Annotated in this window: 11 protein-coding genes; 10 read left to right on the forward strand and 1 reads right to left on the reverse strand. The window is 45.3% G+C overall.

Translation table 11 applies throughout. The features are described from left to right. The 4 genes from MCG46_RS00285 (at position 1) to MCG46_RS00300 (ending at position 3,137) form a co-directional block, all read left to right on the forward strand. Positions 1–795, forward strand: coding sequence for a ParA family protein (locus MCG46_RS00285; protein ID WP_154239255.1), 795 nt, complete (start codon positions 1–3; stop codon positions 793–795). After that, on the forward strand, positions 782–1,687 hold the full coding sequence (locus tag MCG46_RS00290) for a ParB/RepB/Spo0J family partition protein (protein ID WP_240276433.1): 906 nt from the start codon (positions 782–784) through the stop codon (positions 1,685–1,687). Before MCG46_RS00285 ends, MCG46_RS00290 begins: the two co-directional genes overlap by 14 nt. Positions 1,688–1,900: 213 nt before the next feature. After that, positions 1,901–2,503: a hypothetical protein gene (locus MCG46_RS00295; protein ID WP_240276450.1), complete on the forward strand. Its 603-nt coding sequence runs from the start codon at positions 1,901–1,903 to the stop codon at positions 2,501–2,503. Next, positions 2,463–3,137 carry a hypothetical protein gene (locus MCG46_RS00300; RefSeq protein WP_240276452.1) on the forward strand — a complete coding sequence of 225 codons (675 nt, stop codon included), beginning with the start codon at positions 2,463–2,465 and terminating at the stop codon, positions 3,135–3,137. The genes MCG46_RS00295 and MCG46_RS00300 overlap by 41 nt, the downstream gene beginning before the upstream one ends. Before the next feature lie 298 nt (positions 3,138–3,435). On the opposite strand, the gene MCG46_RS19540 is transcribed toward MCG46_RS00300, so the two are convergent. Then, on the reverse strand, positions 3,436–4,908 hold the full coding sequence (locus tag MCG46_RS19540) for a polysaccharide deacetylase family protein (protein WP_240276471.1): 1,473 nt from the start codon (positions 4,906–4,908) through the stop codon (positions 3,436–3,438). Positions 4,909–5,150: 242 nt separating this feature from the next. Here MCG46_RS19540 and tdh point away from each other — a divergent pair, with 242 nt between their 5' ends. The 6 genes from tdh (at position 5,151) to MCG46_RS00335 (ending at position 12,267) form a co-directional block, all read left to right on the forward strand. Then, the gene (gene tdh / locus MCG46_RS00310) at positions 5,151–6,215 is read left to right on the forward strand and encodes an L-threonine 3-dehydrogenase (protein WP_240276474.1); all 1,065 of its coding nucleotides are present in this window, start codon (positions 5,151–5,153) and stop codon (positions 6,213–6,215) included. Continuing rightward, positions 6,216–7,409 carry a glycine C-acetyltransferase gene (locus MCG46_RS00315; protein WP_240276476.1) on the forward strand — a complete coding sequence of 398 codons (1,194 nt, stop codon included), beginning with the start codon at positions 6,216–6,218 and terminating at the stop codon, positions 7,407–7,409. A 226-nt stretch (positions 7,410–7,635) separates the two neighbouring features. Beyond that, positions 7,636–9,360 carry an FAD-binding protein gene (locus MCG46_RS00320; RefSeq protein ID WP_240276478.1) on the forward strand — a complete coding sequence of 575 codons (1,725 nt, stop codon included), beginning with the start codon at positions 7,636–7,638 and terminating at the stop codon, positions 9,358–9,360. Between the two features lie 687 nt (positions 9,361–10,047). After that, positions 10,048–10,551 (forward strand): GNAT family N-acetyltransferase, encoded by a 504-nt coding sequence (locus tag MCG46_RS00325; RefSeq protein WP_240276488.1) that lies wholly within the window; start codon positions 10,048–10,050, stop codon positions 10,549–10,551. Between the two features lie 61 nt (positions 10,552–10,612). Further along, positions 10,613–11,284 carry a LytR/AlgR family response regulator transcription factor gene (locus tag MCG46_RS00330; RefSeq protein ID WP_240276496.1) on the forward strand — a complete coding sequence of 224 codons (672 nt, stop codon included), beginning with the start codon at positions 10,613–10,615 and terminating at the stop codon, positions 11,282–11,284. Continuing rightward, complete coding sequence (locus MCG46_RS00335; RefSeq protein WP_240276504.1) at positions 11,281–12,267, forward strand: sensor histidine kinase; 987 nt, start codon at positions 11,281–11,283, stop codon at positions 12,265–12,267. The genes MCG46_RS00330 and MCG46_RS00335 overlap by 4 nt, the downstream gene beginning before the upstream one ends. The last annotated feature ends 75 nt before the right edge of the window (positions 12,268–12,342 follow it).

Raw genomic sequence — 12,342 nt, forward strand, 5'->3', positions numbered from 1 at the left:
ATGGGAAAAATCATTGCCATAGCCAATCAGAAAGGCGGCGTCGGAAAAACGACGACGAGCATTAATCTTTCCGCCGGACTGGCGTATCTCGGCAAGAAAATATTACTGGTCGATTTTGATCCGCAGGGAAATGCGACACAGGGCGTCGGGGCAACCCGTCAGAGCTTTGTGAAAAGTATTTACGATGTCATTATGAATGATGTTGAAGTTAAAGACGCTGTAAAAACGATGAAGATTCCGCCGCTGGATATTTTGCCGGCTACGATTGATCTGGCAGGCGCGGATCTGGAAATGGTGGAATATAAATATGGCCGTGAAAAGCTGTTGAAAAACAAGCTGGTCGCGGTGAAAGAGGATTACGATTACATCATTATCGACTGTCCGCCTTCATTGGGATTATTAAATACAAATGCACTGACTGCGGCCGATTCGGTGATCATTCCGGTGCAATGTGAATACTACGCATTGGAAGGGCTGACACAGCTGTTGTCCACGATTCGTCTGGTTCAGCGGCTTTTCAACAATAAATTGATGATTGAAGGTGTATTATTGACGATGTTTGATGCGCGGACGAAGCTGAGCGTCGAGGTGCAGCAGGAAGTCCGGCGGTATTTCAAGGAGCGGGTATATAAGACCTACATTCCCCGCAACGTCAAGCTGTCAGAAGCGCCTTCCCGCGGCGCCACGATTTTTGAATATGATGTCAAGTCGGAAGGAGCCAAGGCCTACGCATCGTTAGCTAAGGAAGTGATTTCTTATAACGCAAAGGAGGCAAAAGCCAATGAAAAAGGATGAAGCCCGGCTGGGTAAAGGGTTGGGAGCCATTTTCGGAGAGGATTTAAGCAACGTCATCGAAGAAATTCAGCAGGGAGATGAAACCCGGCAAAGCGAAATCAAGCTGTCAGAGATTCGCCCGAATCCTTATCAGCCGCGTAAGATTTTCGATGACGCGAAAATTGGTGAACTGGCGCAGTCGATCAAGGAACATGGTGTATTTACACCGGTTCTGCTGCGTAAATCCGTCAAGGGTTACGAACTGATCGCAGGTGAGCGTCGAGTTCGGGCAAGCAAGCAGGCTGGGTTAAAAACGATTCCAGCCATTGTCATGGAGTTCACTGAAGAACAGATGATGGAAATCTCACTGCTGGAGAACATTCAGCGTGAGGATCTCAACGCGATTGAAGAAGCACAGGCTTATCAGCGTTTAATCGAACGTCTGGACTACACACAGGAAAAACTGGCTCAGCGCGTCGGCAAGTCGCGTGAACACATTACGAATACGCTGCGCTTGCTGAAACTGCCGAAGTCGGTACAGCAGCTGGTTACAGAGAATAAACTGTCGATGGGGCATGTTCGTCCGTTAGTAACGATTGAAGATGAGGGGGAAGCCTATGATCTGGCAATGAAGATTGCTGAGGAAGGCTTGTCTGTCCGCGAAGTAGAAAGATTGGTTAAGGAACGTCAAGAAAAACCAAAACCGAAAGCGACCAAAAAGCAGGAAGACCCGAATTTGTTATATGTTGAGGAAGTCATGCAGAATAAGCTGCAGACCCGAGTTAAAGTGGACAAGAAACAGATTGTCATCCAGTATTCTGGGACACAGGATCTGAATCGTATTCTGGAATTGATTCACTGCCTGGAAGAAACGGAATCGTATTCTAAAGTAAATTTGCACGGTACTCTTTGAGGATACCGTGTTTTTCTTTTGCAAATCTCGCAGATGACAGTGAAGTCTCTTTCTGAAATTCAAATAAACGATAAAGAATGTCAAGATTATTGGGTTAATTACTCTATAAGGATGAACCGCAGAGAGATTCAGCAGTCTATCTTTAACAGGAAAAGATGGACATGGTATAATTAAATATAAAGATAATCCGGTAGGGAGTGAGGATGTTCAATTATGTATAGAATAAAACAGTTTGGAAGCAAAATTTATACAACTCACTTGATAGGCTATAATGAAAAATATCGTTATTTGTTTTTAAATTGTAACACACGCTTTATAGTCTATTCTTTAGAGCTGGAAAAAGTAATCATTGAATCAAGACAATTGCAATGGGTAAAAACTATCGATTTTACTGCTGATTTAGACTATGCGATATGCAGAAGTTTTAAAACTAAAAGTAACCAACTAGCAGATGCCTACCTTATTGAGATGAGTAAGCTAAAGGATGGTTTAAATTACGAATATTTGGGTAAATTAGCGTGCAACAGAGTTTGGAAACTTTCTCGCTTTTCAAGCGGCATGGTTATGGCTACAACTAATAAAATACAAATCATGGATTGTAAAACAAAAGAAGTAATAATGGAAGCAGAGAATAAATTTTTCCATTATAAATGGCTTTATTTACGTGAGGGCAAAGAGGAGGATGTTTTAGAAGTAACCTATCTTGGTACCGACACAAATGAGTATTATCAAATTCGATCAGACTCTATCCAGATCATTCCAGGAATGAGTGAAGATGAAAAAAAAATATATGGCATGGAAGAGATATGGATTTGATCGGCAGTTTCTTCAGTCCCGTACACCCTCTGGTGGAGTTAAAATTGAGGATCAAAGGAATCAGCGAACTGTGGTATTAGAGGGAGAAAAACTCATTGTTTGTGAAGGACAAGTATCACTGTCAGGGAATTATTATTGGACACGTGTAATTCGAGAACTAGATGAAAGTGAAGTTATTTCATATTCGGCTGAAAAGAAAAGGTTAATATCGGAAGCCTATGAAAGAATAGAAACAGAAGAAAGATCTGGAGAAGAGAGTGGTTTAATATGCAAAGATCCTACATGGGTAGGTTCAGTACAAAGGGCGAAGAAAAATGAAAATTATCCAAGTGGAACAGGAGAATTAAAAAGAAATAAAATGTATTTTGTCTTATTTGATTTAAGAACAGAGGAAATAGTTCATATATTAGATGACACTTTTGAAATTTGGGGTATTAGTGAATATCAATTTGATGAAAAAACAGGACTAATATTCCTAGAAGAGTCGTTAAAACAATACTGTATATCAATCCTTCAACTGGAGGAAAAAGATTATATCTATCAGAAGTTAAATCAACTGGATTTTAGAAAACTTCAACTGGCTAGCGGGGCAAAAGAACAGTTTTGCGAATCAATTTTATTTAAAGGGTATTAAAAATCATTGTGAAAATAAGATTTAAATAAAATCTTTCTGAGGTATTTATGAAAAAACTAGTTACTTTTGGAAATAATAGAATTATGCCTCATCTATTAACTTATAGTGAAAAATATCATTACATGTTTTTCAATAGCGGAAATCGTTTCGTAGTATATTCAACTAAAGATCAAAAAATCATTATGAAAATAAAGGATCTTGGATATGTAGAAACTGCAGTTTTATAATGAAAATAAAAGCATATCTTACTTTCTTAAGCAGGATATGCTTTCTTCGTTTTTTCCATTAGGATTGTTTATTAATTGTCTTGATTAGCGCTGAAGATCTTCTGACCCGGTGACATGGATAAGCCTTTAGCTTCCATCAGTTCCTGAACCGTAACTAATTGAAATCCCATTTCAGTCAGTTTTGGAATGATTGTTTCTGCAGCATCCGCAGATTCAGCATGAATATCATGCATCAAGATAATATCGCCATCCTCAACCTGGCTAAGAACAAGGTCTACTGTCTTTTCAGCACTGCGGGTTTTCCAGTCCAGGGTATCCAAGCTCCAGAGAATCAATGGCGTTGGAGAAGCCTCTTTCACTTGTTCATTGACGGCGCCATAAGGCGGACGGAGGGTTTTGACTTGAATTTGCTGATGAGTCAGTTCATCGACCAGCTCACTGACACGATTTAACTGGACATTCAGACTGTCTGCGGAAAGTCGGGTTAAATTGGGATGACTGTATGTATGGGAAGCAATCTCGCTGCCGTTTTCTGCCACCTGCAGAACAACGTCAGGATAACGCTCTACATTGGTGCCGACCATGAAAAAAGTCGAAGCTCCGTCATAAGCTTTTAAGGCTTCGAGAATCCGCGGTGTATTTCTGGGATGAGGACCATCATCAAAGGTCAGCGCAACCATTGGACGCTGAGGATCGACAGTTCGCGGCGGAATAAATAAACTTTCTTCTTCCCCCGGCTTCAACAGGAAATGCGAACCCAACTGATTCCGATCAGCAGACCAGCGCAGCCCTTTACTGATCTCCGGTATCATATTTATGGTGTTTCCTTCATTACGGCTGATTTCTGAGGGATTTTCTGCGTCCGCATCCACGAAGAATGTCAGCTGATCTTCCTCTAAATAAAAATTGGAAAAGTTCTCTGGGGCAGGGGCGCTGGCAGTAATAAAGGGCAGGGTATAAGCTAAATCGCGCGTTGCTTCCCGATTCTTCATCGCATCCCGAAATAAAGCGGAAATTCGATCCAGTCCCGTTGGATCAAACGCCTGATCTGCCGTAATTAACTCACCTGTTTCTTGGTCAAGAATATAGCCCCAATGATCTTCTACAATCTGATCGCCGATTTTTTTCTGAATCAGATAAACAACCGACAGCGTGTTCCGTTCCAGGATTTCTGTGTGATAATCAGCCTTAATTAAAATAGGTTCCGGACTTTCCTGTTTGGCTGCAGGAAGCTCAGGCATTTCCGTTTTTTTAGTGCTTAATGAAGTCATTAATTGCTCTGCCTGCTGCTTCGCAGTGCTCACAATCTCCTGAGGTTCCTGAGGATAAAAGACAACAATTTCAAAGTCATCCTGCTTTTGATGCAGTGCGTGATCTAACTGACGATCCTCCGCTTCAAGAAAGCTTGGCTTTTTCGGTTTTTGTCCAATGGAAAGCGACCAGAAACCAAACAGACACAAAAGACCGCCGATGAAGAGAAAGAGAAACACACCTGGGACTCGGTTTGGATATCGGGGACTAGATTTTCTGGCGGCGAATTTCACACGCATCCCTCCTTCACTCTTCTTATTGTTGCCGAATTTTGTCGAATCATGAAAAATGTAGATGGGAATTCAAGAACATCAGTAATTTTCAATGGATTTTCACAAATTTCAGAAAGCGGGACGGATAAATGAAGAAAGTGTCTTTACTATGCGGACAATTCTAAAAAAGTGTCTTGCATTTCGCGCGAAACTAAGGCACTATAAAGTTAAAGATACCGCTTACAAAGAAAAGGAGGAACAAGATGAGTGAAGTCAAAATGATGTGGGCTTTAGTGAAGGAAAAGGCCGATGTTGGCTTATGGCTGAAGCAGGTGCCGATTCCGGAATGTGGAAAAAATGATGTGAAGATTAAAATCCGCAAGACGTCAATCTGCGGCACTGATGTGCATATTTACAACTGGAATGAATGGGCGCAGCATACGATTCCCATCGGATTAACAGCCGGTCACGAATATGTTGGTGAAGTAGTTGAGGTGGGAGAGAATGTCGAAGGCTTTCAGGTCGGCGACCTCGTCAGCGGCGAGGGTCATATTACCTGCGGACATTGCCGCAACTGTCTGGCCGGACAGCCGCATTTATGCCGGAATACACAGGGCGTGGGGGTCAACCGCAACGGAGCCTTCGCTCAGTATCTGGTGATCCCGGCAAAGAATGCCTGGCACTGTGATCCATCCATTCGCGAAGAATTATATTCCTGCTTTGATCCGCTGGGCAACGCTGTCCATACCGCTCTGCAGTTTGATATGATCGGTGAGGATGTACTGATTACCGGGGCCGGGCCGATTGGATGCATGGCGGCTGCGATCTGCCGGCATGTTGGGGCAAGACACGTTGTCGTTACCGATGTCAATGAATATCGGCTGAATTTGGCTAAGACACTGGGGGCAACCCGCACGGTCAACGTGGCCCAGGAGCAGCTGCCGGAGGTCATGCATGAGTTGGGAATGAAAGAAGGCTTTGACGTAGGTCTGGAAATGAGCGGAGCTCAGTCTGGTTTTAACGATATGGTCAACAACATGAAAAACGGCGGGAAAATTGCCTTGCTGGGGCTGCAGAAAGCAGAGGCTCGGATCAATTGGGAAAAGGTGATTTTCAACGGTTTAACGATCAAAGGAATCTACGGCCGGGAAATGTGGGAAACCTGGTATAAAATGTCCACAATGCTGCAAAGCGGATTGAACATTGACGCCGTGATCACCCATCGGTTTGACATTCAGGATTATGAGAAAGGCTTTGCAGCGATGAATTCCGGACAGTCCGGCAAAGTCGTACTGGATTGGAGTTCGCTGCAGAAGGAGGAAAATTAAATGAATAAATCAGAAGCCCTGCAGTTTTACGCCAACGAAGTCGCGGAGATTAAAGAAGCCGGTCTGTTCAAAGGTGAAAGTCCAATTGTTACGCCGCAGTCGGCGCATGTCCGGCTGGAAGATGGCCGGGAAGTCATCAACATGTGCGCCAACAATTATCTTGGTTTAGGCAACAATCCACGCTTAATTCAGGCCGCTCAAAAATCGTATGAGGAAAAGGGCTATGGTCTGGCATCCGTCCGGTTTATCTGCGGGACACAGGACAGCCACAAACAGCTGGAAGCCGCAATTTCGCACTTTCTGGGGATGGATGACACGATTTTGTATTCCTCCTGCTTTGATGCGAACGGCGGTCTGTTTGAAACGATCTTAGGTCCGGAGGATGCGATCATCAGCGATGAGCTGAATCATGCCAGCATCATTGACGGTGTACGTCTGTGCAAGGCCAAGCGTTTCCGCTATAAGAATAATGATATGAATGATCTGCGCCAGCAGCTGATCGCTGCGGACGAAGCCGGGGCCCGGATTAAACTGATCGCCACGGACGGCGTTTTCTCGATGGATGGAATTATTGCCGATCTGAAATCAATCTGCGATTTGGCGGATGAATTCAACGCTCTGGTCATGGTGGACGACAGCCATTCTGCTGGCTTTGTCGGAAAGCATGGCCGGGGGACTGCGGAATACTGCGGCGTTGAAGGCCGCGTCGATATCATCACCGGAACATTGGGCAAGGCCCTGGGCGGAGCTTCAGGAGGCTTTACCGCTGCCCGTCAGGAAATCGTCGATCTGCTTCGTCAGCGCAGCCGGCCTTATCTGTTCTCCAATACACTGGCTCCGGCGATTGTCGCCGCTTCTCTGGAAGTCTTTAAAATGCTCGAAGCGGATACCTCCCTGCGCGATCATTTGGAGGAAATCACAGCGTATTACCGTCAGAAAATGACGGATGCCGGATTTGATATTATCCCGGGCGTGCATCCGATTGTTCCGGTTATGCTGTATGATGAAAAGACCGCGGCGGAAATGGCCAGCCGAATGATGGAGAAGGGAATCTATGTCGTTGCGTTCTCTTATCCAGTCGTCCCGAAGGGGAAAGCCCGCATTCGGACGCAGGTCAGCGCTGCCCATACCCGTGAAGATATCGACACGATCGTCCGCTGCTTCTGTGAAGTTCGCGAAGAAATGAAAAAATAAGTGAAAAACGACCTGTTTTCGTCAAGAAAACAGGTTTCTTTTGAATTTCAAAAAGTTTTCATTTCTTGAAAATTATTCCAGAAATAACAATAAAACCCTTTTATCTCCGTCTTTATTGAGCTTAATTGTGTTCATATTGTGAAAATCATGTGAATTTTCTAACTTGACTATCGAATTGTTTTCGATACAATAGGGTTTGTAGAGGAGATCTACACAGGAGGCAAACATGAACAACAAATTTGTGAAGGTCGGTCTTGCGGGCTTATTAGCAGCAAGCTTGGCTGCTTGCTCAAATCAGCCTGCTCAGCAGACCCCATCCACAGCACCGGAAGCAGGGAACTCTGGTGTCTATGAGGTAAAGGGTACAGGCTACGGCGGCGAGATGAACTTAAAAGTCACAATCGCTGATCAGAAGATTACGGACATTGAGCTGGTTGACAGCCATGAAACCAATGTCGTTATCGATCGTGCTTTCCCGGTAATGAAGGAAAGAATCTTAGAAGCCAATTCACCGGTCGTTGACAATGTCAGCGCCGCAACATTCTCATCCTTCGGCGTGAAGAGCGCGGTTGCGGATGCGATGAAGCAGGCTGGCATGGATGTGGAAGAAATCACCATGACCACGCAGGGACCGGAAAAACCAGCATCTCAGCGTGAAGCTGAAACCTGCGATATCGTGATTGTTGGCGGCGGGCCTGCGGGCTTGGCGGCAGCGATCGGCGCGAAGCAGACCAATGCGAATGCCAACGTCATCGTCGTTGAAAAGCTGGATATCTTAAGCGGCAACGGTAAGTTTGATATGAACTTCTTCGATATTATCAATACTGAAGCTCAGAAGAAGGCTGGCAATGAAGAATGGACAGTCAATCAGGTTGAAAATTTCATCGAAAGCAAGAAGGACACCGGCGAATCCGCAGAGCGGATTGAAGTGTGGGCCAACGAAGAAAACGAATTGGATGCCTGGTTAAGAGCGATGGGTGTTGAACTGAACTATAACTATGGCGGAACCAACCACATGGCAGAAGACAACCAGTATTCAGGTGAAGTTATCCAGGCCGGCTTGGAAAAGCAGGCTAAGGAGCTGGGCGTCGATATCCGTACCGGCACGAAGGGCGAAGAACTGATCCTGGACGGCAAGGACGTCACAGGCGTCAAGGTCACGAACAATGACAATGAAAGCTATGACATTCAGGCTCAGGCTGTCATCATTGCGACAGGCGGTTTCTGCTCAAACAAGGAATTGTTGGCGGAATATGCTCCAGGTTATGAAATTATGAACACTTCCAACCAGATGGGAACAACTGGCGACTATGTTAAGATTTTTGAAGCTAACGGCTACAAGATGGAAAACATGGGCAAAATGAGCGTCTTTGCCAACATCATCGTCCCACGTCGGGATCTGACCGGCGGTGCGGATATGAATCTGTTGGTAAACAAAGAAGGCGAACTGTTGGCCAATGCTTCCGGACTGGATCGCGCAAAGATGATTCAGAGCCAGACCGATGGCGCGGCTTACTACATTACCGATAAGACAGGCTATGATTCCTTCTATCGTATCCGTAAGCATGTCGGCTTAGGTTATTATGCAGAAGGCAAGACGCTGGATGAACTGGCAGCCGCGCTGAGCATTGATGCAGCGGGCCTGAAAGCCAGTGTTGAACAGTACAATGCAGATGCCGAAGCCGGCGCTGAAAATGCTGTTCTGGGCAAAGTTCCTTCCCGTGCATTGGATGCCGAAGGCCCATTCTACGGCGTTCGTGTTGAAGCAGCCAACCATATGACTAAGGGCGGCGTTGCGGCTAACGAAAAAGCTCAGGTTCTGTTTGAAGACGGAAGCATCGTCAACGGCCTGTATGCAGCTGGTGAAGTTACTTCGCAGACAGGCGGCTATTCACAGTCGGTTGTCTTCGGTAAGGTCGCAGGTGAAAACGCTGCGGCAGCTCTGAAATAAATCAAAACTGGAAAAGGAGCGTTTTGCTCCTTTTTTAATGGTGTAAAGTTGGAAAAACGCTTATTTTACGAATTAATAGGTTGGAAAAATGTCATTTTTCAACTAAAAGTGGTTGCGTAAATGTCAATGGCCAGCGATGATAGGATTACTAATCTTTCGCTCTTTACTGATGAACCATATATTAAGGGTAAAATTCTGTAATAGTAAAATTTGGGGCCGAAGAAGCCCTTTTCAGATATATTTTCAGCGGTTCCTTACTTGCCGTTGAGTTAAAAAACATTGCCTCTGCTCCGGTTGGATATTTGAAAACAATGTATTCTATGGATTTTAAGGAGTTTCTTCAGATTTATAATTTTACAGATGCATTCAAGGACTCCTTGCAATAAGGTTTTTATTGACTAATCTGCTGGAAATGAAAATCCACAGCGGATGATACCTTGAAAACCAATCAGGAGATGGAAGAATCACGGACATGCAGCGTTATGTGCAGAACTGGCAGCCAGATTGACAAACTGAAATCCAATTCTTATAATGAAATGAAGAAATGACCGAAATGGCCTTTTGAGCGTACTCAATCAAGCCGGTCGCTTTCAGGATTCTGATTTCCGCTTTTGCGTACAAAAGCAGTGAAGGAGTCAGGCAAATCCAGAGAGGATCGGTTTTTTCTTTGGAAAAGGAAGTGTAATCATGAATTTAATGCTGAGACCGCTGACACCGCAAAACCGGAAAGCCCTGCTTGCGCTGCGGGTGGCCAGACAACAGGAAAACTTTATTGAGTCAGTGGAACAATGTTTAACGGAAGCCAAGGCGGATGAGCGTTGGCAGCCGATCGGAATTTACGATGGAGATCAGCCGGTTGGGTTTGCGATGACAGGTTTTTTTGAGAAAGAGTATCCGATTCCGCTGCCGCCTCGGAAATTGAAGGAAGGTCTGACTTTTTGTCCCCAGCCTGGCCGCGTGTGGCTCGATCGTTTTCTGATTGACGCTCAGGTTCAGGGCCGGGGATATGGCAAAGCCGCGCTGGATTTACTGCTTAGAAAACTTCAGGCACAATATCCAGGCAGGGAAATCTATCTCAGTGTCTATCCTGAGAATACCGCAGCCATTCGCCTCTATCAGAAATTTGGATTTCAGTTTATAGAGGAAAAGGATATCCATGGAGAAACAGTAATGGTCTGTTATCCGCAATGAGCCGCTAAGCCCTGGAAATTTAGGCTTGCCAGTGAAGCGCAGGGCAGGTTAAAATGAAGTCATGAACATTGCTTATTGTGAAGATGAGAAAATACAGAAGGAGATTCTGGAAGAACTCCTGTGCCGATGGGGCAAAGTCGATCTGGTCTGGTATGAAAGTGCCGAACAGATGCTTTTTGAGTGCGATGGACGCTATCCATTCGATCTGATCATTCTGGATATCCAGATGCGGAATCAAAACGGAATGGAGCTGGCGCGGCAGATCCGGAGAGCCGATCCGCAGGTTCCGCTTTTGTTTTTGACCGCAACCAAAGAATACGTGTTCGAAGGATATGAGGTCAACGCTCTGCGCTATCTGATCAAACCGATCCAATCATCGCAGCTCTTTGCGATCCTCGATGAAATCCAGGCTTCCACCAAACGGTCAATCTTGCTCAATGGAAGCCGGATTGATCTGAATGCCCTGGTCTATGTCGAAGCAGAAGCCCATTACTGCCATCTGGTTTTCGAAGATCACCGGCAAAAAGAGAAAATCGGCATTCGCGAATTAAAAACAATGCTGGATGATTCGTTTGTCATGATCCATCGTTCCTATCTGGTCAATATTGCCAAAGTTGATCAAATTCGCCGTGAAGAACTGTCAGCTGGCTCATTCACGCTGCCAGTAGCCCGATCCCAGTTAAAAACTGTCAGTGAAGCCTTTATCGAATACAATAAAGGAATCAGTCTATGATTGTGACGAATATGATCGAGTGCTTGCCGGTGATCGCCCTGATCGTGCTTTTGTGGCTGCGGTTTCAGCGTAAAAGTCTGATCCTGGATCTGGCAGTGCTGATCGGCGGAGCCTTGAGTTATGGACTGACCCGATCCTTTCTGCCGTTTTTCATCCTGACCTATCTGCTTTGTCTGATCCTGGAGCAGCAGCGCAGTCAGAGCCGTCCGCTCATTTTGGCAGTCATGGGACTGAGCATGATCTTCTTCGTTATCTATGGAGTGCTCTCAGGTCAGCTTTTGCTTTTTCTGGGTCTTAGTCTTCTGCTTTATGGGGTAGGCTGTGCCAATCAGCGCTTTCTGCGGCGCAGTTATGAGGAACGGATGATGGAGTATCAGAACAAGATTCTCGTTCAGCAGATGGAAGAAGTCAATAACATTTATCAGATCATGCGCGGATGGCGGCATGATTATCACAATCACCTGCAGAATCTGAAAGCTCAGCTGCGGATGAATCAGATTCCTGAGGCTCAGGCCTATCTGAATGAGCTGGAACAGGATCTGGATGATATTTATGAACTGGTGGACAGCGGCAATCTGAACGTCGATGCGATCCTGAATTCCAAGCTTTCGATGGCGCTGAAAAAAGAGATCGCTTTGGACTATAAGGCGACTGTGCCGCCGAAGCTGAAGGTGACCGATCTGGATTTGTGCGTCATTCTCGGCAATCTGATCGACAATGCGATGGAAGCCTGCGAAACGGTAGAATCCGGTCGCTTCATCCGTCTGTATATCGGCGTCTTCAAGCAGCAGCTTTACATTTCCCTCAGCAATGCCACTTCGGAAGTTGTGCGCAAACTGGATGAGGAATACATTACGCAGAAGCGCGGCAATCATGGCCATGGACTGAAGCGCATCAATTTGGAAGTGGAGAAATACGGCGGGTATATCAACCGTAAAAATGAACCCGGCATCTTTGTGACCGAGATCATGCTTCCGCTGTGAATCGATTCGTGCATGAAAATCAACATTTCATGCACTTTTTTGTTCGTTGGCGAAGTTGTACCCTATAATCAAAAT

Source organism: Holdemania massiliensis (assembly GCF_022440805.1).
In the GTDB taxonomy this organism is placed as follows: domain Bacteria; phylum Bacillota_I; class Bacilli_A; order Erysipelotrichales; family Erysipelotrichaceae; genus Holdemania; species Holdemania massiliensis_A.

What these genes read in the sequence shown, in the direction of transcription:
- MCG46_RS00285 (WP_154239255.1), top strand. Translation starts at nt 1, where the DNA reads ATGGGAAAAATCATTGCCATAGCCAATCAGAAAGGCGGCGTCGGAAAA.
- MCG46_RS00290 (WP_240276433.1), top strand. Translation starts at nt 782, where the DNA reads ATGAAAAAGGATGAAGCCCGGCTGGGTAAAGGGTTGGGAGCCATTTTC.
- MCG46_RS00295 (WP_240276450.1), top strand. Translation starts at nt 1,901, where the DNA reads ATGTATAGAATAAAACAGTTTGGAAGCAAAATTTATACAACTCACTTG.
- MCG46_RS00300 (WP_240276452.1), top strand. Translation starts at nt 2,463, where the DNA reads ATGAAAAAAAAATATATGGCATGGAAGAGATATGGATTTGATCGGCAG.
- tdh (WP_240276474.1), top strand. Translation starts at nt 5,151, where the DNA reads ATGAGTGAAGTCAAAATGATGTGGGCTTTAGTGAAGGAAAAGGCCGAT.
- MCG46_RS00315 (WP_240276476.1), top strand. Translation starts at nt 6,216, where the DNA reads ATGAATAAATCAGAAGCCCTGCAGTTTTACGCCAACGAAGTCGCGGAG.
- MCG46_RS00320 (WP_240276478.1), top strand. Translation starts at nt 7,636, where the DNA reads ATGAACAACAAATTTGTGAAGGTCGGTCTTGCGGGCTTATTAGCAGCA.
- MCG46_RS00325 (WP_240276488.1), top strand. Translation starts at nt 10,048, where the DNA reads ATGAATTTAATGCTGAGACCGCTGACACCGCAAAACCGGAAAGCCCTG.
- MCG46_RS00330 (WP_240276496.1), top strand. Translation starts at nt 10,613, where the DNA reads ATGAACATTGCTTATTGTGAAGATGAGAAAATACAGAAGGAGATTCTG.
- MCG46_RS00335 (WP_240276504.1), top strand. Translation starts at nt 11,281, where the DNA reads ATGATTGTGACGAATATGATCGAGTGCTTGCCGGTGATCGCCCTGATC.